The organism is Phytobacter diazotrophicus (assembly GCF_052061655.1).
Taxonomy (GTDB): domain Bacteria; phylum Pseudomonadota; class Gammaproteobacteria; order Enterobacterales; family Enterobacteriaceae; genus Phytobacter; species Phytobacter diazotrophicus.
In genome coordinates this window covers 5,016,760-5,040,532 of the sequence record NZ_CM125428.1, presented here as the reverse complement: position 1 = coordinate 5,040,532, position 23,773 = coordinate 5,016,760, and the positions used below count along the sequence as shown (strand labels likewise).

Annotated in this window: 6 protein-coding genes and 1 pseudogene; 5 read left to right on the top strand and 2 right to left on the bottom strand. The window is 59.9% G+C overall.

The annotated features are described in order from the left end of the window. Positions 1-9 precede the first annotated feature (9 nt). The 5 genes from ACS0RQ_RS24370 to ACS0RQ_RS24350 all read left to right on the top strand — a co-directional run bounded on the left by ACS0RQ_RS24370 (position 10) and on the right by ACS0RQ_RS24350 (position 21,208). Entirely contained in the window at positions 10-14,652 is a 14,643-nt protein-coding gene (locus ACS0RQ_RS24370; RefSeq protein ID WP_334632418.1) for a cadherin-like domain-containing protein, read from the top strand. Positions 14,653-14,731: 79 nt separating this feature from the next. After that, positions 14,732-16,651: a TolC family protein gene (locus tag ACS0RQ_RS24365; RefSeq protein ID WP_049005806.1), complete on the top strand. Its 1,920-nt coding sequence runs from the start codon at positions 14,732-14,734 to the stop codon at positions 16,649-16,651. 12 nt (positions 16,652-16,663) lie between these two features. Then, positions 16,664-17,752: an efflux RND transporter periplasmic adaptor subunit gene (locus ACS0RQ_RS24360; RefSeq protein ID WP_239664021.1), complete on the top strand. Its 1,089-nt coding sequence runs from the start codon at positions 16,664-16,666 to the stop codon at positions 17,750-17,752. Next, entirely contained in the window at positions 17,749-19,098 is a 1,350-nt protein-coding gene (locus ACS0RQ_RS24355) for an efflux RND transporter periplasmic adaptor subunit (RefSeq protein ID WP_049005804.1), read from the top strand. Before ACS0RQ_RS24360 ends, ACS0RQ_RS24355 begins: the two co-directional genes overlap by 4 nt. A gap of 1 nt (position 19,099) precedes the next feature. Continuing rightward, positions 19,100-21,208 carry a site-2 protease family protein gene (locus tag ACS0RQ_RS24350; protein WP_049005802.1) on the top strand — a complete coding sequence of 703 codons (2,109 nt, stop codon included), beginning with the start codon at positions 19,100-19,102 and terminating at the stop codon, positions 21,206-21,208. A 176-nt stretch (positions 21,209-21,384) separates the two neighbouring features. Here ACS0RQ_RS24350 and cysS read toward each other — a convergent pair. Together cysS and ACS0RQ_RS24340 are read right to left on the bottom strand one after the other, a co-directional pair. After that, positions 21,385-22,596: pseudogene (gene cysS / locus ACS0RQ_RS24345) on the bottom strand (cysteine--tRNA ligase); the annotation flags it as partial. 56 nt (positions 22,597-22,652) lie between these two features. Further along, the gene (locus ACS0RQ_RS24340) at positions 22,653-23,621 is read right to left on the bottom strand and encodes an IS5 family transposase (protein ID WP_499079246.1); all 969 of its coding nucleotides are present in this window, start codon (positions 23,619-23,621) and stop codon (positions 22,653-22,655) included. Between the last annotated feature and the right edge of the window lie 152 nt (positions 23,622-23,773).

Genomic DNA, 23,773 nt, shown 5'->3' with positions numbered 1-23,773 from the left:
CGGTAATTTATGACGCGTATAAAAAATCGGAGTCTACGGCCCCGCGCCCATCGTTTTGCGCTTGAATCTCGCCAACTTTTTGATGGCGCCGCGTTAGCTGAAACCGCCGCACATAATGATACCGCCAGCGATCTGGTCCACCATGCCAGCATCGCTGAGCAAACGCGCATTGCCGATATCACCGTTCCGGCCGCCGCACCCGACCTGACCGCGCCCATAAAAGGCATCTCCGTCATTGAACCCAGCACCCTGAATGCCGCAGGCGCAGATGCCGCACAGCTCAGCGACTGGCAAATCAGCGCGACAGACAGCAGCGTGACCGTCACCGCCACCCTGCGCGACAGCACCATCGGCACCTTAAGCGACGGGCAAAGTAGCGGTACCATTCTCACCATGACCGGCACGGCAGATGAAGCGCAGGCGTGGCTGAATAGCCTGACATTCAAAGCGGCGGATGTGGAGCTTGGCAATAACGCCGCCACCAGCCAGCTTGATGTCCACGTCAGCAGTGAATCCGGTGATGCCAGCGGTTCGATGGATATTACGGTCACCCCGTCGAACGACCCGGTCACCGTCGCCGATAACCACCAGACCGTCGCCGAAATCGGCAGCACGGCGATCACCGACACCACGCTGTTCGCTGTCGACCCGGAGGTCAGTGCGGGGACACAGTTCCCGGTGCAAATCGTGTATGGCTTAACCGAATTGCCGAAGTACGGCTACCTGACGCTGGACGGCGACCGCCTGGGGATTGGCTCCGTCTTCACCCAGGAAGATGTCATTAACGGCAGCCTGGTTTACGTCCACACGGCAACCGGGGCCGATCAGAACACTGCCGATGGTTTTGTGGCGGTCGTCAACGACGGCGCTACGCCGAAAGATCTTTCGGGCACGGTGCACATCACGCTGGATATTGCGCCGCTGAACCAGTTGCCGTCGGTAGGCGGTAGCGGTCTTGTCTATGAAGGCCAGCCGGCTAACGCGGTCGATACCGGCAATGTCGGGCAGTATATCGTCGCCAGCACCGGCGGCGATCCGCAGGATACAATCCTGACCATTGCCATTACGTCACTGCCGACCCACGGCACGCTGTACTACAACGGCGTGGAAGTGACCGTCGGCCAGACCTTTGATTATGCCGATCGCAGCCTGCTGACTTATAAAAATGACGGCAGCGAAAACCAGGGCCAGGACAGCTTTGGCGTGCGCGTCACTGACCAGGGGGGTGGCACTGGCGTCCCGGGGAATAGTGATGGCGTCATCACCCTGCGCGTGCAGGATGTTGACGACGATCCAACCTTCACTGGCAATGGCAGAACGCCGAATGCCGACGTGCCATCAACAGGCACTACCGCTGTCACGCTCACCGCCGACATGCTGTCTGCCAGCGATGTGGATTCAGGCAATAACCATCTGAGCTTTATCACCGATAACTCGGGGCTGACTCATGGTTATCTGACGCTCAACGGTAAAATCCTCAATAACGGCGGCACCTTTACCATGGCGGATATCCTCGCGGGTAAGGTGCAATACGTGCAGTACGCCGGGGCCAGTACCGCAGGCCAAACCGACAGCTTTAACTTCGTTCTCGTCGATAACACCATGGCGCTGCGCTGGAACGATGACGGCAGCCGCTACAACCGTGCCGGGGGCATTTATGACCCAGGAACGCAAACGCTAACCCGTTTCACGTTTACCCTGGGTCTCGTGCAGTTCGCCAACGGCAGTGGTATTGGCACGCTGCCCACCAGTGATCCGCAAATTGCCCACAGTGACTCCAGTTGGGCAGGCGCGGTTTTCACCACGGGCGACAGCCGCGGGCAGCTCAATGAAGGCGGTAGCGTCACCCTTAACGGCACAAACGGTGATTTCTCCGCCGTTGCGGGCATGAGCTACACCGCGACGGACGTTGATCCTTCGCAGGTGGTCTACACCTTCCTCGGCTTTTCGAATGGGGCGACAGGCGGCGAGATTCAGCGTAAAGACAGCAGCGGCAACTGGGTTACCGTAGGGGCCTACGGCACCTTTATTCAGGCAGATCTTGATGCCGGGAATATCCGTTTTCAGCATGACGGTGGCGAGACGTTCTTCTTTGCCGCCCAGTTTGCGGTGTCAGCAGGGCTGACGAAAACCGATCAAAACGGCTATATCACTCAGGATATCTGGACCCCAACGCTCAATATTTATGTCACGCCAGTCAACGATTTGCCGGTGGTGACCGGTTCCTCGACGACCGTGATCGCGGAAGGGGAAACGGCTTACATCACCACCGGGCAACTGAGCATCAGCGATCCGGATGATGCCAACAGCGGCAGCGATCTTGAAAGCAGCGCCACCCTGCGTGATGGCGTGGATAACTACGCCTATAACAACGGCGCGGGCGGTGGCACGCCGCTGAAATTTGAAATCGACAGCCTGCCGACAGGCGGCACGCTGCAATATTATGACGGCAGCGCCTGGAAAGATGTCACGGTCGGCATGACGCTGGATGCGGCGCTGCTTACCGCCAGCACCAACACCACCGGCCTGCGTTTCGTGAACGACGGCTCAGAGGTACGCAAAACCGACTTTACCGTTACCGCGATTGACCGCTGGAGCGCACGCTCTGCAAGCAGCGGGAAGGTGACGATTCAGATAACCAACGTCAACGATGCGCCGCAGATTGCCAAAAACCCGACGCTCGCCGACCCGGTTATTCAGCCCAATTCGCCGAACATCATTGGCGGGGCTCCGGAAAACAACCCGCTGTATGTCAAAGAAGGCAGCTATCAACAAATCACCAGCGCCCTGCTACAGGCCTATGACTCCGACAGCAGCGCACGCCAGGTGCAATACACCATCACCTCTGCCCCTGCGCATGGCAACCTGGCTTACTCTACCGATGGCGTACATTTCAGCATTATTGGTGCCGGGGGTTCCTTTACCCAGCAGGATGTGATCGACGGGCATATCTACTACCTGAGTGATGGCAGCGAAGGCAGTGGCCGCAGCGAAACCAGTACGCCCAACACCCCGGACGACAAGTTCACCTTCCGTCTTTCCGACGGTGACAAAGAGCAGAGCGGCAACGAATTCTGGATTTACACCCTGCCCACCAACGATGCGCCGATTGTCTCGGCCCCGTCTGGCGTGCACAACATCACCAGTGAGAACCCGGCCAATAACCACATCACGGGCTTTTCGGTCAGCGACCCTGACCTCACGGCGATAATTACGGGGGAAACCGACTATTTGCAGGTTACCGTTCGCCTGCTGGATCGCAGCGGTAACGCCCTCACCGATTACACGGGCGTCACCCTAGGCTATGACTCCAGCAGCGGTGCGGCAACGGCCATCACCCACAGCGGCCAGAACGATTATCTGGTGCTGAGCGGTACGTATGCCCAGGTGAACGCCGCCCTTGCTGGATTAACGGTCACCTTCACCGGAGATCGCAACACACTTTATCAGGTACAGGTGATTGCCGATGACCGCCTGCGCGATGCCAGCGGCGCATTAGTGGGAGGGGCAAACGGCGGTAGCGAAAACCAGTCGAATACGCCGGGCAAAAGTCAGCCGGGCACGATCAGCAGCACTGAATATAACTGGTACAGCAGTACCACCGTTGCCGAGGCAGACAAGGGCAACATCAGCATGGCCTCGGTCTGGGTTCGCGCCTCAACCATTAACGATCCCGGCACCCTGACCATCACCACACCGGCCCGCACGGCGCTGGAAGATCAGGCCACCTTTATCGGCGGCAACATCACCCTTAGCGATGTGGAATCCACCAGCTTTGGTACCCCGGTCACCGTGACCATCACCGTTGCCGAGGGTACGCTGGGTATCGGCGGCAGCGGCACACAGGAAAGCGTCACCCCGAGTGCGACGGGTAGCCAGCAAGTGACCATCAGCGGTGATGATACCGGTACGCTGGTTTTGACCGGGCGGGCCAGCGACATTCAGGCCCTGCTTAACGACACGACGCTGGGGCTGACCTGGACCAGCCCGTTGAACACTAACCACGATCTCAACGGCGCTGCACCAGGCGATGTCACCGTGACGTTGCACCTGGATGACGGCGGTTCGCACATTGGTGATACCGCCGGGGGTGCCAACCCTGCCGATGCAACGCTGGATGTCACTATCGTGCCGGTTAACGATGCCCCAACGGTTAGCGCCGATTCGTCCACCGCCTATCTCAACAGCGATCGGGGCGTGACAAACGGCAACGCGGTCAGCGGTTTTGTTATCAGCGATCCCGACTATACCGACGGCGGCGACATTGCCGACGGCGAAAGCGACTTTATGCAGGTGACGGTGCGTATCACCGACACCGACGGTACCCCGCTCGCCGCCGCGTTTTACAATAATGGCAGCGTCTCCAGCATCATTATCAACTCTGGCAATACTCAGTCCGGCGTAACCCTCGACACGACCTTCGATGGCAATAAAGACGCCCTGGTGATCCGCGGTACGCTGGCCCAGGTGAATGCGTATCTGGCCGATTTGCAGGTTTCAATGACCGGCAGCGGCGTGGAAAACGCCGACAAAGCCTGGCATGTTGAAGTCATTGCTGATGACCGTATGCGCGATCTCACCACCGGGGCGCTGCTTAGCGCAGGCAATGCCAACGGCGGTGAAAACGATGCCAACGGCAACGGCACGCAAACCGTGCCCACCACCGTGATTGACCCGTATGCAGCGCTGCCCGCAGGCCTGACGCAAAACGTCGCCATTGCCGCGCGCACCATTTTCCCCAGCAGCATTAACGATCCGGCGACCATTACCGTCACCGATAGTAACGTCTCAGAAGGCGTGGCGAGGGTGAAACTCCCGGCCATCGCCGTGGCCGATCCGGATGCCGATGTCGCCACGTTGCAGGCGACAATCACCCTGCCCTCTGGCTTTACCTTTAGCGGGCTGAACAGCGGCGATGTGGTCACCACCGATGCTTCCGGTCACCAGACGCTGGCGCTCTCCGGCACCCTCAGCGAACTGAACGCGCGGCTGGCAAACCTGACGGTGCAGCTCCCGACGACCACAGGCGTAGCGGCCACCGACTGGAACGGCAGCTTTAGCGTAACGGTGGTGGTCAATGATAACGGCAACCACGGTAGCCGCCCGTCAACGCTGGACGGAGACAGTAACGATCCGGGCAGTAACCCAGGTGACATCAGCTATGCCGATGCCACCTCTGCCGCGCTGATCACCACCCGCACCTTCACGGTCACCGTTGTGCCGGTTAACGATGCGCCAGGGTTAACCAAAACCACACCGCAGACCCTTGCCCCCATCAGTGAAGACAGCGCAGACGCGACCATCGTTGGAGACACGGTCGACAATTTGTTTGGCAGCTACTTCCAGGACACGGCGGACAACGTTGATAACTCGGCTATCGGAGCCAGCGGTGGTACATCCTCAGATTCATTCTGGGGTGTCGCGATTAATAGCCTGACGACTAACAGCGCCCAGGGAAGCTGGCAATACTCCACCGACGGTGGCAGCACCTGGACCGCCATCGGCACCCGCACCGACGCCAGTTCTCTGCTGCTGGATAAAACCGCCCGCGTGCGCTTTGTCCCGGCGGCCAATTTCTTTGGCACCCCGGCGGCGCTGACCGTGCGGCTGGTGGAAACTAACAGCAACAACGACACGACAAGCACCACAGCAACGCCGACCAGCGGGCTGGTCACGTCGACGGCCACCAACGGCGGCACGTCGCGCTACAGCGCCAGAACGGTCACGCTTTCCACCAGCATCACCGGGGTCAACGATCGCCCGGTGCTCACTGGCAGCATGCCGGTGACCATGGTGGAAGATACTCCGCAGGCGGTGACGCTCGGTTCACTGTTGAGCGGAAAATACAATGACGACACCGACAACCAGAGCGCCATCAGCGGCGGTGGCAACGCCAGCGGTGCGGCGGGCTTTGTGGCGATCACCGGCAACAACACCAGTACCAGCCTGGGCCACTGGGAATACTCCACCGATGGCAGCACCTGGCAGAGCCTGGGCACCGACTACAGCGACAGCAATGCGCTGGTGTTAAAAACCACCTCGCAGCTGCGTTTTGTGCCCCTGGCCGACTACAACGGCACGGTACCGGGCGGGCTGACCCTTCACGCCGCCGATACCAGTACCACCGCCGATGCGGGGGTGACAACACTGTATGCGGTACAGGATCTGCAAAGTGCCATTAACCAGGGCGATACCAGCCACTGGAGTAATGCGCAAACCGTCACGCTCACTATCACTGCCGTCGCGGATGCCAAAAACGATGCTGCCTCAACCCACTCCGGTACCCCGGTCACCGTGGATGTGATGGCCAACGATACCTTTAGCAACAGCGATAAAACGCTGACATCAGTCACCCAGGGCGCGCGCGGGTCAGTCAGTATTGTCGATGGCAAAGTGCTGTATACGCCGAACAATAGCAGCTATGTCGGCAGCGATACCTTTACCTACACCGTGACCAGCGGCGGCGTGAACGAAATCGCCACCGTGACCATCACCATGACCAACAGCGCACCGGTCGTTGCCAGCGAACATGTGTCGGTCGCCGAAGACAATAGCCTAAGCGGTTCAGGCACCACCGGGCTTTTGTATAACGACAGCGATCCCGATGGCGATACGCTGACCGTCACCACCTTCAAAATTGGCAGCCAAACCTATAACGCAGGGGATACGGCGACCATTGCCGGGAAAGGAACGCTGGTGGTTAACGCCAACGGCAGCTATACCTTTACCCCGCTTCCCGACTGGAATGGCACCGTACCGCAGGTCACCTATACGGTGAGCGACGGACGCACCAACGGCGCGGTAACCACGACGCTCGATATCACCGTCACCCCGGTAGCCGACACTCACGCAGATACCGCCACCACCCATGCGGGGGTGGCGGTCACTATCGACGTATTGGCTAACGATACGTTCAGCAACCCGGATCGCTACCTCAGCGCCACCACCAGTGGTCTGCACGGCACCACGACGATTGTCAGCGGTAAAGTCATCTATACCCCAACAACGGGCTACGTCGGCACGGATACCTTTACCTATACCGTGAGCAGCAGCGGCGTGACCGAAACCGGCACGGTGACCGTTACCATGACCAACAACGCCCCGGTCACTCAGGGCGAACAGGTCACGACGGCGGAAGACACCGTCTTGTCGCGCCCGGCCACCAGCGGGCTATTAATCAACGACAGCGATCCGGATGGCGACCCCCTCTCCGTTGTCAGTTTTAGCGCTGACGGCCATACCTGGAGCGCGGGCGTCACCGGAACGATTACCGGGAAAGGCACGCTGGTTATCAACAGCGATGGCAGCTACACCTTCACCCCGGTGGCGGACTGGAACGGCAGCGTGCCACAGGTCACCTATACCGTTTCGGACGGGCGCAGCAACGGACTGACCACCGCCACGCTGGATATCACCGTCACCCCGGTGGTCGATATCCACGATGACAGCGCCACCACTCACGCCGGTGTGCCTGTCACCATCGACGTGCTGAGTAACGACACCTTTAGCAACAGCAATAAAACGCTGACTGCCACCACCGACGGCCAGCACGGTACGGTCACCATTCAGAGTGGCAAAGTCATCTATACCCCGACGGATGCCAGCTACGTCGGCAGCGACACCTTTACCTATACGGTTACCAGCGGCGGCATTGCCGAAACTGCGACGGTTAGCGTCACCATGACCAACAGCGCGCCGGTCGTTGCGGACCGCCAGCTCACGACCCCGGAAGATACCGCGCTTGTCGGCACCGCCAGTAACGGCCTGCTTTTCACTGCGACGGACAGCGACAATGACACGCTTACGGTGGTGGATTTCACGGTCAACGGACAGCGCTATAACGCGGGGGATCGTGCGGATCTCAGCGGTAAGGGATCGCTGACGATCAACAGTGACGGCAGCTACCGCTTTACGCCTGTCGCGGACTGGAACGGTGCGCTGCCGCAGGTGACCTATACCGTCACAGACGGGCGTTCCAACGGCACCACCAGTGCCATTCTGACCTTGAGCGTCACGCCGGTAGCCGATGCGCACAATGACACCGCCAGCACCCATGCGGGCGTACCGGTGACCATTGACGTGCTGGCAAATGACACGTTCAGCAATGCCGATAAAGCGATTACCGCCACCACCGACGGGCAAAACGGCACGGTGGCGATCCAGAGTGGCAAGGTCGTTTATACACCGACCGACCCGACCTTTATCGGCACCGATACCTTCACCTATACGGTGACCAGCGGTGGCATTAACGAAACGGCGACCGTCACGGTGACGGTGGGCAACAGCGCCCCGGAACTCACCCCGGAACAGGCCACAACGCCGGAAGACACGCCGCTGGCGGGTGCGGGCAGCACCGGGTTACTGGCACACGCCAGCGATCCGGATAACGACGCCATTAGCGTGACCAGGTTTAGCGTTGACGGGCACGACTACAACGCAGGCGACACGGCAACCCTTGCCGGGAAAGGCACGTTGACCATCAACAGCGATGGCAGCTACCTGTTTACCCCGGTTGCCGACTGGAACGGCGCACTGCCGCAGGTGACCTACACCGTTTCAGACGGGCTGATCCACGGCGACAGCACCACCACGCTGGATCTCAGCGTCACCCCGGTGGTTGACGCCACTGCGGACAGCGCCAGCACCCATGCCGGGACACCGGTAACCATTGATGTGCTGGCAAACGACACCTTTAGCAACAGCGACAAAGCCATTACCGCCACCACGGACGGTCAGCACGGCACGGTGGCGATGCAGAACGGTCAGCTGGTTTATACCCCGTCTGACGCAGGCTATGTTGGCACCGACACCTTTACCTACACGGTCACCAGCGGTGGGGTTAACGAAACCACCCACGTTACCGTGACGCTGACCAACAGCGCCCCGGCGGTACCCGACTTAGCGGCCACCACCGCCGAGGACACCCCGCTTGTCGTTACCGCCGCCAGTGGATTACTGCATAACGCCACCGACAGCGAGCACGACGCACTCACGGTTAGCGACTTTAGCGTTGGCAGCCAGACCTGGAGCGCAGGCACCCAGGCAACGCTGGCGGGCGTGGGTGAACTTACCATCAACAGCGATGGCAGCTACCGCTTTACCCCGGTTGCCGACTGGAATGGCACGGCTCCACAGGTGATCTTTACGGTCAGCGACGGGCGAACAAACGGCAGCACCAGCGCCACGCTGAATATCACCGTGACACCGGTTGCCGATGCCCGTGATGACAGCGCAACAACCCACTCGGGCGTACCGGTGACCATTGATGTGCTGGGTAACGATACGTTCAGCAATGCCGACAAAACCCTGCTAGCCACCACCGACGGCCAGCACGGCGCGGTTGTTATTCACAATGGCCAGGTCATCTATACGCCTGCCGATTCCCGCTATGTCGGCACGGATACCTTCACCTACACCGTACGCAGCGGCGGAGTTGAAGAAAGTGCGACCGTCACGGTGACGATGACCAACAGCGCGCCGGTTTTAACGGACGAGCATGTCACGACGCCAGAAGATACGCCGGTAAGCGGGCCAAACCTGCTGGCAAATGACACCGACGCCGAGGGCGACACGCTTACGCTTACCGGGTTTAGCGTCGACGGGCAGCATTATCTGGCTGGCGACACCGCCACGTTGAGCGGGAAAGGCACGCTGACCATCAACAGCGACGGCAGTTACCTGTTTACCCCGGTTGCCGACTGGAACGGCGCACTGCCGCAGGTGACCTATAGCGTGACCGACGGGCGGACCAATGGCGAACGCAGCACCACGCTGGATATCGCTGTGCTGCCGGTTGCCGATGCGGTTAACGACAGCGCCACCACCCACGCCGGCACCCCCGTGACCATTGATGTGCTGGCAAACGACTCGTTCAGCAACAGCGATAAAACCATTACCGCCACCACGAACGGCCAGTACGGCACGGTGGCGATCGAAAATGGTCGCGTCGTTTATACCCCGACGGATGCCAGCTATGTCGGCAGCGACGCCTTCACCTATACGGTAACCAGCGGTGGCATCGCTGAAACCGCGACGGTGGTGGTGACCCTGACCAATGCCGCGCCGGTTTTAACGGGCGAGCATGTCTCTACACCAGAAGACACCCCGCTGGCAGTACCGAATCTGCTCGCTAACGACCACGACCCGGAAGGCGATCCGCTCACCATTACCGGCTTTAGCGTGGGCGGTCAGAACTATCACCCCGGCGAAACCGCCACCCTGAGCGGTCGCGGAACGCTGACCATTAACAGTGACGGCAGCTATCTGTTCACCCCGGTTGCCGACTGGAACGGCAGCGCACCGCAGGTTACTTACACGGTCAGCGACGGACGCAGTAACGGCGAGCGCAGCGCGACGCTGGATATTACCGTCACGCCGGTGACTGACGCGTTCGATGATACGGCCAGCACCCACGCGGGCACCCCGGTCACCATTGATGTGCGGGCAAACGACAGTTTCAGCAATGCGGATAACACCATTACCGCCGTCACCCCAGGCCAGCACGGTTCGGTGGCTATCCAAAACGGCAAGGTGGTTTACACCCCGAGCGACGCAGGCTATGTCGGCAGCGACACCTTCACCTACACGGTGACCAGCGGCGGCGTCACCGAAACGGCCACCGTCACGGTGACCCTGACCAACAGCGCGCCACAGCTTAGCGGCGAACATGTCAGCACACCGGAAGATACTGCGTTTTCTGGTTCTGGCAGCAGCGGCCTGCTGGCCCATGCCAGCGATGCGGATAACGACGCCCTCAGCGTCACAGGCTTTAGCGTTGACGGACACAGCTACAATCCGGGCGAAACGGCGCTGATTAGCGGTAAAGGCACGCTGGTGATTCACAGCGACGGGCACTATCTCTTTACCCCGGTTGCCGACTGGAACGGCGACGTGCCGCAGGTGACCTGGACCGTCTCCGACGGGCGAAGCAACGGTTTTAGCAGCGCAACTCTGGATATTCATGTTCTACCGGTTGCCGATGCCATTGACGACAGCGCCAGCACCCATGCGGGTGTGCCGGTCACTATCGACGTTCTGGGTAACGACACCTTTAGTAACGCCGATAAAACCCTAAGCGCCGTAACACAGGGCCAGCAAGGCACGGTCACTATCAGCACAGGCAAAGTGGTCTATACCCCCACCGATCCGAACTATCTGGGAACCGACACCTTTACCTATACCGTTACCAGCGGTGGTATCACCGAAACCGCCACCGTCACGGTGACGATAAGCAACACCCCACCGGTACTGACGGGCGAGCAGTTGACGACACCGGAAGATACCCCGCTGAGCGGCCCGAACCTGCTGGCGAACGATTATGATGCCGATGGCGACGCGCTCACCCTGAGCGGGTTTAGCGTCGACGGGCAGCACTATCTGGCAGGCGAAACCGCCACCCTCAGCGGGAAAGGTACGCTGACCATTAACCGCGACGGCAGCTACCTGTTTACCCCGGTTGCCGACTGGAACGGCGGGGTTCCACAGGTGACCTATGAGGTGACCGACGGCCACACCAACGGTACGCGTACCACCACGCTGGATATCCGCGTTCTGCCGGTCATTGACGCATTTGATGATGCCGTCAGCACCCACTCTGGCGTACCGGTCAGCATTGATGCGCTGAATAACGACACGTTCAGCAACAGCGACAAAGCCATTACCGCCACCACCGACGGCCAGCACGGGACGGTGACGCTACAAAACGGTAAACCGGTCTATACCCCAACGGACCCGGCATATGTCGGCAGTGATACCTTCACCTATACGGTCACCAGCGGCGGTATCGCAGAAAGCGCAACGGTCACCGTGACGCTAGTTAATGCCGCACCGGAGCTGGCCTCTGCGCATGTCAGCACGCCGGAAGATACGCCGCTTGCCGGGCAAAACCTGCTGGCAAACGCGCGCGATCCGGACGGCGACCCGCTGACCCTCACCGGCTTCCAGGTGGCGGGCCAGGATTATCATCCGGGCGACACGGCCATTCTCGTGGGCCAGGGCTCGCTGGTGATGAACAGCGATGGCAGCTACCTGTTCACTCCGATCGCTGACTGGCATGGTGATGTTTCGCCAATCACCTGGACCGTCTCTGACGGACGCAATAACGGCGAAAGTACCGCCACGTTGACTATCACCGTCACCCCGGTCGCCGATGCCAATCCGGACAGCGCCACCACCCACGCAGGCGTGCCGGTAGTCATTGACGTGCTCGGTAACGATACGTTCAGTAACCCGGATCGTACACTTAGCGCGACGACTAACGGGCAGTACGGCACCGTGACCATCAACAATGGGCAGGTTGTCTACACCCCAACGGGCGGCTATGTCGGTAACGACACCTTTAGCTATACCGTGACCAGCGGCGGCGTCAGCGAAACCACCTCCGTGACGGTCACGCTAACCAACGCCGCACCGGTCACGCAAAGTGAACAGGTCACCACGCCGGAAGACACGCCGATAAGCGGGCCAAATCTGCTGAATAATGACCACGACGCGGAGGGCGATCCTCTGACAATCACCGGGTTCAGCGTCGGTGGACTGCACTATCAAGCAGGGGATACCGCCACCCTCGCAGGCAGCGGCACGCTTACCATCAACAGTGATGGCAGCTACCATTTCGTGCCGGTTGCCGACTGGCACGGCGACGTACCGCAGGTGATTTATTCGCTAAGCGACGGGCGCAGTAACGGGACCGTCACCGCGACGCTGGATATCCGCGTCACCCCGGTGATGGATAGCCATGACGACAGCGCCTCGACCCACGCGAATACGCCAGTGACCATTGATGTGCTGGCAAACGACACCTTTAGCAACCCGGATCGCGTCATCAGCGGCGCGACCAACGGGCAGCATGGCACGGTGGTGATTGAAGACGGGAAAGCCCGCTATACCCCGAACAACGGCTATGTCGGGACCGATACCTTTACCTATACCGTCACCAGCGGCGGCGTCAGCGAAACCGCCGTGGTGACGCTGGATATTCTCAACACCCCGCCGGTCGCCATGACCGATAAGGCCAGCACACTGCTCAATACCCCGCTGAGCGGTAATGTGCTCGCCAACGACAGCGATGCCGAACACGATGTCCTGCACGTCACGAGCGTCACCGTGGACGGCGTGCACTATGTGCCGGGCGACACCATCGACCTGCAAGGGGCGGGAACGTTAGTGGTCAACAGCGACGGCAGCTATCGTTTTACCCCCGCCACGGGCTGGTCCGGCTTTGTGCCCACCGTGAGCTACACCATCAGCGACGGTAACGTTGACGGCACCAGCAGCAGTGAACTGCACCTGCTGGTGAGCCCCATCGGCGAAGCCTGGGTGAAAGAGGCTGGCCTGGTCGACAGCGCCAGCGGTACGCAAACCACCAGCGGAACGCTCTCCCTGCTCTCACTTGATGCGATGGAAAGCCTGACCATTGGCGGCCACACGCTAACCCTGGCGCAGTTGACGGCTCTTAGCGCCACGCAGCCGTTCGATATCGTCACCCCGGACGGCGTGCTGAGCCTGACCGGGCTGCGGACGCTCGACGCGGGCCATGCACAGCTGGATTATCGCTACACCCTCTCCCACGCCATTGCGCAGCCGGGCTTTGTCAGCACCCAGGAAGATATCTCCCTGAGCGTTAACGGCGAGCAGACACAGGCGCCGGGGCTGCTGCGGGTCAACATCGTCAACGATGTTCCCGTCGCGCAGGATGACAGCAACAGCATTGACCAGGATCGCGGCGAGCAAATTGTCTCCGGCAATCTGTACGCCAACGACCGTATCGGTGCCGATGGCACCATCGCCAGCGGGCCGCTAACCGCCGTCTCGTCAGTGAATCTTGGGCATGAAGGGGTCATTAATGGCACCTTTAAAGGTGAATTTGGCGAGCTGACGCTCGATGCCAACGGCAACTATCGCTACGTCGCTGACCGCATGAACCTGCGCGTTTCCACCCTCGATCCGCTCTCCACGCTGACCGAAGTGTTCGTGTACACCCTCACCGACGCCGACGGCAACACCAGCCAGGCGCGTCTGTCGATTGTGATTCATGGCACCACGCCACCGCTGTCAAAACAGGGCGACGAGATTTTCCCGCATGACCGTCGGCAGGAAGAGACCGCCCTCGACCAACCCTATACGCCGGGGCTGTTTATTCTGCCCGCCATTTATGGCATTTACAGCGACCGCTTCACCCGTGAGGTCGAACTGAACCGCAAGGTGACCGAACTGGGCCGTGGGGCGAACGATAACGCCACGCCGGTGCTGGAAGACGCGGTGCTGTTTACCCGTTGGGTTAACACTACGTTGCTCAGAAGCCCGACGCCGTCAGGTGATAACCACGACGTCGCGACACAGCAACTGGCCAGCCGTTTCAATCCGTTCACCCCGAAAGCCACGGGCAAACCGACCCCTGCCGACGTGCCTGCGATCCAGGAAGAACGCGTGGTGCACGGCGAGGCAACCAAAGGCAAACCGGTGGTGAAACACGACACCCACGAGAATCTCCCACCGCAGGCCAACATATCGATACCGGGCGTCGTTGTGATACCGGCTGGCGCGCCCCGTCCCGGTGCGCCAGGCCTTGCCGAGCAGATCGACAAGCTTGCCCGTAACCACACGCAGGCGCCGGAGCCGATCACCGTCGGAGGTCCCGCATCGACTCGCTAACCCTTGAAACGCACTGTTTATTCTGCACCGGCGAAGCCCAGGGCCGCCGGTTCGTTAACCTGAAACTAAAAGCACAATAATGATGATAACGACAACAACCGTATCGCTGAATGCAACCCGCCCGGTGCCGGTGATGGCGCGGATTTCCGCCCTGATCTGCCTGGTCCTGCTCAGCGGCTGTGGCTCCGTAAAACCGGAACCTTTAACCCAGGATGAAATCGCCGCACGCGTTAACAACGATCGCCTGAACATGTATCGCGATCAGCAGCCGCTTTCCGGCCCGCTGACCCTGTCAGACGCGATGGCGCGCGCGCTGAAATACAACCTCGACTACCGCCTGAAACTGATGGAGACCGCCCTGTCGCGCGGCCTGCTGGATGTATCGCGCCAGGATATGTTGCCCAAACTGATGACCGATGCCGGATATCGCTGGCGCGACAATGATTCCGGCGGCACCAGTATCGGTATCGAAGACCGGGTGGTCAGCCTGCGCCCATCCACCTCTGAGGAGCGCGACCATTACCTCGCCGACGCGACGCTTTCCTGGGACGTGCTGGATTTCGGGATGAGCTACTATCGCGCCAAACAACAGGCGGATAACGTCAATATCGCCGAAGAACGCCGCCGCAAAGTGCTGCAAAACATCGTACAGGAGGTGCGCGATGCCTGGTGGCGTGCGCTGGGGGCACAGCGTCTGCTGGATGAAGCCCAGCCGCTGGCGGAAAACATCCAGATTGCGCTGAATAAAACCCGTGAAGCCGAACGCGCAGGCATTTTGCCTCCCGTTGAAGGGCTGGAATACCAGCGCGCGCTGCTGGACGCGGTCTCGCTGTTAAACCAGAAGCGCCAGGAAATGCAGATGGCCAAAAGCGAGCTGGCTGCCCTGCTGAATCTGCCGCCGAACACCGACTTCAAATTACAGGACGTGACAAACCCGGCGCTGTCGCAGGTACCGACCCAGTTGGATAGCCTGGAGCAAATGGCGCTCGAACGCCGCCCGGAGCTGCGTGAAGAGGATTACAAAACCCGCATCGACGTACTGGAAACCAAACGGCAAATTGCCTCGCTGTTCCCCAACCTGAACCTGTTTGGTGGCATCAGCTACGACTCTAACCAATATCTCTACAACAGCAGCTGGATTCAGGGTGGCATGGGCGTGTCGATGAATCTGTTCAAACTGCTGGGAGCACCGGCCATCAACCGCACCAACGACGCCCGTCTGCAGACGGATGAAGCACGGCGTATGGCCCTGAGCATGGCAATCCTGACCCAGGTACGCGTTTCCGTTGAACGCTACAAGCTGGCAGTTTACGACCTGCAAATCGCGCAGGAATCCGCCCGCGTCGACCAGCGTCTGGCCAGTATCTCCCGCGCGAGCGCGAGCAATTCCCTGTCCAGCGAACTGGAGTCGCTGCGCACCCAGGCACGCTCCGTGGTCTCGCGCTTCCAGGAGGCCGCTTCTTATGCCCAGGCGCAGTCCGCCTATGGCCGCGTGTTGAACTCGGTGGGGATCGACCTGCTGCCAGAAACCGTGAAGAACACCGATCTCGCCAGCCTGTCGCAGCAAATTCACCAGAGCCTGGTCGCCGGAGAAAAACATGTCTTTACCCAGAGCGCCGATGCGGTGGTCACCCGCCATCCGGTGAATGTGACCCTTGGTCGCCTGCCTGCTGCCGTCAATAAAAATGTGATTTATCAATCGGTCACCCGCGTACTTAACACCAACCAACTGGTGGTGGGCAGTGGTCCGAACAGCTATCGCCTGGAGATGAATCTGAATGTGGGTCACGCCCAAAATACGTTGCGCGGTGTGTGGGATATCACCGTGGTAAACCCGCAGGGAGCGTCGGTGCTGAAACAGCACTACACCAGCTATTTGCCCAATGACGTGAACACCCGTTCCGTGAGTGCACTGGCTGAGGCTGCCGCGCTGTCCGTGGTGTCCGACCTGAATAAGTACGCAGGCGGTTCCACCATGGCGACGGCCAATAATCCCTAAGCAGGTACAGGTATGAAAAGACGTCATTACGACTGGCGCATGGGCGCCATCATCGCGCTGGCATTCAGCGCCAGCGCGCTGGCAGAGGATACGGCTCCGGCGGTCTCTGCCACCAGCACGGAACAGGCAGCGCCAGCGGTGGCGGAGCCGACAGCCGCGCCTGCCTCAACAGCAGAACCGGAACCTGCTACCGTCGCACAGGAACCCGTGGCAACGCCGGAATCTGCACCTGCGGCTGTCGCTCAGGAACCCGCAGTTGCCACGGAATCGGCCGCGCCCTCAGAATCCGTCACAACAGAGACGGTAACCACGCAGATAACCCCACCACCGGTCGCCGTTGAGAAAAGCGCCCCTGTCGCCGCCAGCGAGCCCGTGCCGGAGACCGCTGCCGTGGAACAAGGCCCGGCGCAGGTGCGTTTTCTGGTGATGGCCGATAAAGAGAGCCCGCTGTCGAGCGTGGTGGCAGGCCGCGTGATGCAGGTAAACGTACAGCTGGGCGATAACGTCGCAGCCGGAAAACTGCTGGCGACCCTCGATTGCAGCGAACTGAAAGCGCGTAAAGACGCGGCGGAGGCGGAATTCAGCGCCGCCCAGATCAAATACGAGGCCAAAGCCAAGCTGCAGGGGCTGGACTCAGCAGGGGCGCTGGAGGTTGGTCTGGCCGCCGCAGACGTCAACCGGACCCGCAGCCAGATTAAGATTTTCGACGCCCAGTTGGCACAGTGCCGCTTTACCGCGCCCTTCGAAGGCCGAATTGCCCGCATCTATGTCAAAGAGGGCCAGGGGATTGGCGCAGGCGCGCCGGTCATCGATCTGGTGGGCAATGGCAACCGCAAAGCCCGACTGAACGTGCCTTCAAGCTGGATGAACTGGCTGACGACCGGCGCCCGCTTCGATGCCGTGGTGGGTGAAAATGGCCAGCACTATCAGATGACCGTCTCGCACATTAGCGGACGCGTCGATGCGGTGAGCCAGACCATTGAGATCGAAACCCAGTTTGTCGATAACGTCAAAGAGATCCTGCCGGGCATGAGCGGGCGCGCGACGCCGGTCTGCCCGCAAGATATGCCGACCTGTGCCAGCGGGGCGAACCGTTCGTGAGTGCTTCGGTCTTCTATGCCCTGATGGGCCGCGTCAAAGCCGCACACAGCCCGGAAGAGCTGGGCTTTATTATCTGTAACGAAACGCGGGCGCTGGTGGACTACCGTCAGGCCGCGCTGCTGAAATATACCGCCACCGGGCGCGCCCAACTGGTTGCGCACTCCGGGCTGAGCGATACCGACCGCAATACCCCGTATGCCCTGTGGCTTGCCGCCGTGGCGAAAGCGATCGCGCCGCAGTGTGCCGCATTGCCGGAAGGGGCGCGGGTCATGTCGCTCAGCGCAGGCCAGCTCAGCCCATCGCTGGCGCAGGAGTGGGATGAGTGGCTACCGGCCCACGTCTGGGTTCTGGCGCTGGCCGGGCCGAATGGGCAACTTCACGCCCTGCTTATCCTGGCGCGCGACACCCCATGGCCGGTGCAACTGAGCGTCGAAAGCCCGGAATATACCCTGCTCCAGCTTGCCAGCCTGTACGGTTATGCGTGGTGGACGCTGGCGGCGCGGCCTTCGCGCCTGCAGCGCCTGCTGCCAACCTCCGTGCGAAAGCGTATTGCCCTCGTGCTGGTACTGCTTGTCGCCATTTTGCTGATCCCGATTCGCGAATACACCCTGGTGCCTGCCGAGGTGATTTCACTTAACAGCGAGGTTATTGCCGCCCCCAGCGACGGCGTGATCCGCCGGATGACGGTTGCTCCGAACACCGCCGTCACCGCAGGCCAGGTGCTGGCAGAACTGGATGACACGACCTTAAAAAATCGCCTGGCGATTGCCCAGGCAGAACTTGCCACCGCCGCGCTCAACATGCACCAGTCGTCCCAGCAGGCGATTGAAGATCAGAATGCCAGGGCCGAGCTGGCGCTGGCTGAGGGCAAATGGCGCGAGCAGAAAGTGCAGGTAGCCTCCCTGCAACGAGAGCTGGAAAAACTGTCGATTCGCGCCCAAAGCAGCGGCGTGTTTGTCTATAGCGATCCGGATGACTGGGCCGGACGCCCGGTGCAAACGGGCGAGCGTATTGGCCTGCTGGCTGACCCCACCCGGCTGGGCATCCGCGCCTGGGCACCGGTGGCGGAATCCACCAACCTGAATGCGCACGCCCCCATGACCGTCTTTTTGAAGGTCGACCCGCTGCACCCACTGAATGCACAGCTGGATTACGCCGGCTATGAAGCCGTAGAGGCACCCAACGGTGTCGCCAGCTATCTGCTGCGCGGTTCCCTGAGCGAACCCTCGGCGCTGGCGCGTATCGGCCTGCAGGGGACCGCCCGCGTAACCGGGGAGTGGAGCGTGCTGGGTTATCTTATCTTCCGTCGTCCACTGGCGACCGCCCGCGCCTGGTGTGGGTTCTGATATGCAGCCAATGACGGCGCTTTCCCCGGCAGCCACCCTGCCGCCGCTGCGCGATGAATTACACATCCACCCGGCGGGCAATAATCGGGACGGTTCCCCTGCCTGGCATCTGGCAGATCCGGTGCGTAACCTCTTTTTCCGCCTTGGCTGGCTGGAATTTGAGATGGTTCGCCGCTGGGCGCTGGGTAGCGCGCCTCAGATTGCCGAGGCCATCAGCCGGGAAACCACGCTGACGGTGGAAGAGGAGGACGTCACCCTCTTCCTGCGTTTTTTGCAACAGCAGCAGTTGTTACGCCACAGCAGCTTTAAATCTCGCCCCCCGCTGTGGAAACGCATTCTGCATGGCTATCTGTTTATTCGCCTGCCGCTGATTCGCCCGGAAAAAGCCCTGCGCCGCTTTTTACCCTGGGTCTGCTGGCTGTTCAGCGTACCTTTTTTGCTGGTAACGCTGCTTGCGGCACTTAGCGGGCTGGTGCTGGCGGCTCGCCAGTGGGATAGCGTACAGGCAGCGCTGCACGGGGCGCTTAGCTGGAACGGCGCGCTGGCGTTTGCCGTGGCGCTGATTTTCTCGAAATGCTGGCATGAGCTGGGGCACGCGTTTGTGGCAACCCGGCATGGCGTGCGCGTCGGCCATATGGGTGTCGCCCTGCTGGTGCTCTGGCCGATGGCCTATACCGATACCGGAGAGAGCTGGAAGCTGTCCCGCTCGCAGCACCGGCTGGCGATTGCCAGCGCCGGGATCGTGGCCGAACTGATGCTGGCAGGCTGGGCGACGCTGTTCTGGAGCTTTGCGCCGGAAGGAAACGTCAAAAACGCGCTGTTTTTTCTCGCCACCACCGCCTGGGTAATGACGGTCGCCGTTAACGCCAGCCCGTTTATGCGCTTTGACGGCTATTACATTCTGAGCGACTGGCTGGATTATCCGGCGCTGCATGAGCGCGCGGGCAACTGGGCAAAACGCTGGATGCGCGGGCATCTGCTGGGGCTGGACGATCCCCTGCCAGATAACGTTTCGCCCGCCTTTTCCCGCTTTCTGACCCTGTTTGCTTTCGCCACCTGGATCTATCGCCTGACGCTGTTTATCGGCATCGCGCTGGTGGTCTATCACGCGTTTTTCAAAGCGCTCGGCCTGGTGCTGTTTTTTATTGAAATCATCACGTTTGTGGTGCACCCCCTGTTTCGTGAACTGAGGATCTGGCATATGCGTCGCCAGGAAGTAAAACCCGCGCGGCTTCTGCGCCTGTGCATCATGTTGCTGGCCCTCGGGCTGACCGTGTTTTTGCCCTGGTCCAGGCAGGTGTCGCTGCACGGGGTGATGGAGGCGGGCGTCGCACAACCTGTCTATACCCCGTACGCCGCCCAGCTTGAGAAGGTGCGGGTAAAAGATGGAGATACGGTCACCGTCGGGCAGACGCTCTTTGAGCTGGTGGCCCCACTTCCCGGCGATGAAAAAGCAAAGGCGCAGGCGCTGAATCAGGCCTGGCAGGCCAGTGCCCGTGGCGCGATGGCGCTGAATAAAGACGGAGCAGCAAAACAGGTGCTCGCCGAGCAGATGGCGCGCCAGTATGCCACTCAGCAACAGGCCAGCGTCGTTGAACTGCAACGCCTGCAACTGCTGGCAACGCAAAAAGGGGTGGTGCATGACGTGGTTCAGACGCTGCACGCGGGCAGTTGGGTGTCGCCGGGTACCCGCATCGCCAGCGTGGTAGATCCGTATCACTGGCGGGTGAAAGCGCTGGTGAGCGAGACCGATTTGTCGCGTCTGCGCCCTCAGGCGAAGGCGAAGGTGTATGTCGAGGGGCAATGGCAGACAGTGCAGGGCACAATTGTCGCTATCGACCACGATGCGGTAAAACGCCTGCCAAACCTGATGCTGGCCCAGCCTCACGGCGGCCCCGTTGCGCTTAACCCGACGCTTGCAGCGAAGGAACTGCGCCCGGCGGCAGTCTGGTATCGGGTGGTGATTGAGGGAACGTCGACCCGGCCACTCACCCAGGAGCAGCGCGTGCAGGTGGACGTCAGCAGCGAGCCGCAGAGCTTCGCCCACGGCTGGATAAATAGCGCGATGTTGATGCTGATTCAGCAAACGGGGTTCGGTAAGGAGGGATAAGTGCCGTGCGGGATTGTCCCGGCAGTGTCTTTCTCGGCAAGGTCTGGGGGACAAATCCGCACCGCTCTCCCCTTGCTGTGAGGGATCCCCCCAAAAATGCGAGCACGTTCGGTCCCCTCTCCCTTGAGGGAGAGGGTTAGGGTGAGGGGGAAAAGCAGAAACCTAAGAAAAAAATACTTACGACGCCAGGTCGTCCCCTGCGGGCCATCTTCCAGCACGATACCCATCTCATTGAGACGGTCGCGCGCCGCATCTGCCGCCGCCCAGTCCTTCGCTTTACGCGCATCCAGACGCTGCTGAATCAAGGCTTCAATCTCAGCCACTTCGCCGTCATCCGCCTTTACGCTGCTTTGCAGGAAGACATCCGGCTCCTGCTCCAGCAGACCCAGCACGCCAGAAAGCTTACGCAGATGGGAAGCCAGCGCATTCGCCGCCGCCATATCTTCTGCTTTCAGGCGATTCACTTCACGCGCCATATCAAACAGCACGGAATAGGCTTCCGGGGTGTTGAAGTCATCGTTCATCACCTCGACAAAGCGCGCTTCGAACGCCTCGCCACCGGCCGCCGCGACAGATTTGTCGGTGCCGCGCAACGCGGTATACAGACGCTCCAGCGCCGAGCGTGCCTGCTTGAGGTTATCTTCGCTGTAGTTCAACTGGCTGCGATAGTGACCGGACATCAGGAAATAGCGAATGGTTTCGGCATCGTAATATTTCAACACGTCGCGCACAGTAAATAAGTTGCCCAGTGATTTGGACATCTTCTCGCGATCCACCATCACCATGCCGGAGTGCATCCAGTAGTTCACATACTCGCCGTCATGGGCACAAGTAGACTGGGCGATTTCGTTTTCGTGATGCGGGAACATCAGGTCCGAACCGCCGCCGTGAATATCGAAATGGTTGCCCAGCTGTTTGCAGTTCATTGCGGAACACTCAATGTGCCAGCCCGGACGTCCTTCGCCCCACGGCGATGTCCAGCTCGGCTCGCCCGGCTTGGACATCTTCCACAGCACGAAGTCCATCGGGTTACGCTTCACATCAACGACGTCCACGCGAGCGCCCGCCTGCAGCTGGTCAAGATCCTGGCGCGACAGCTGGCCGTAGTGTGGGTCCGTCGGCACAGAGAACATCACGTCGCCGTTATCCGCCACATAGGCGTGACCGCGCGCGATCAGCTGTTCAGTGATTTCGATGATCTCGTGGATATGGTGCGTCGCACGCGGCTCGCTGTCCGGGTGCACAATATTCAGTGCGTCAAAATCTTTGTGCATTTCGGCGATCATGCGGTCGACCAGCGCCACAAAGTTCTCACCGTTTTCATTGGCGCGTTTGATAATTTTGTCGTCGATATCGGTGATATTGCGCACGTATTTCAGCTTATAGCCGGCTTTGTTGAATAAATCAGATTTCGGGTAAGTCTCCCCCGTAGCGGGTTGTGTTTTCAGGCAATACGCACGCTTTCAGGCATACCTGCTTTCGTCATTTTGTTCAGCGCTCGTACCAGGGCCATAGCCTCCGCAACCTGACCATCGTAGTCACGCAGCGTCAGTGAATCTCCCAACAACTGCTTCATTCTGTACATTGCCGTTTCCGCTATCGAGCGACGATTGTAATCTGTTGTCCATTTCCACCGCGCATTACTCCCGGTCATTCGCTGATTAGCCACTGCACGGTTACGGTCTGCATATTCACCGGGCCAGTAACCCGCACCTTTTCGGGGAGGGATAAGCGCGCTGATTTTCTTACGCCGCAGTTCATCGTGACAGAGCCGGGTGTCGTAAGCGCCGTCTGCCGATGCTGCCCTGATTTTTCTGTGAGTCTGCCGGATAAGACCCGGGAAGGCTTCTGAGTCCGTCACATTGTTCAGCGACAGGTCTGCACAGATGATTTCATGTGTTTTGCTGTCAACTGCCAGATGCAACTTTCGCCATATACGACGGCGTTCTTTGCCGTGTTTTTTGACTTTCCATTCGCCTTCACCAAAGACCTTCAGCCCGGTGGAATCAATCACCAGATGCGCGATTTCACCCCGGGTGAACGTTTTGAAACTGACATTAACCGACTTTGCGCGCTTGCTGACACTGGTGTAATCCGGGCAGCGCAACGGAACATTCATCAGTGTAAAAATGGAATCAATAAAACCCTGTGCAGCCCGCAGGGTCAACCTGAACACGCGTTTAATGACCAGAACGGTGGTGATGGCGAGATCAGAATAGCGCTGAGGTCTTCCCCGTGATGAAGGCGTTGCCGACTCATACCAGGCCTGAATAGCTTCATCATCCAGCCAGAAAGTTATGGAGCCACGGTTGATGAGGGCTTTATTGTAGGTGGGCCAGTTGGTGATTTTGAACTTTTGCTTTGCCACGGAACGGTCTGCGTTGTCGGGAAGATGCGTGATCTGATCCTTCAACTCAGCAAAAGTTCGATTTATTCAACAAAGTCTCGTGCATGTGAACCACGTTGTATTTAATATTCTATTAAATATTTGTTTAATAGATTTATAATTTAATATTGTCCATTAATTAAGATTAAAACACTAGCAACCTCCTTGTAACAAAGCCG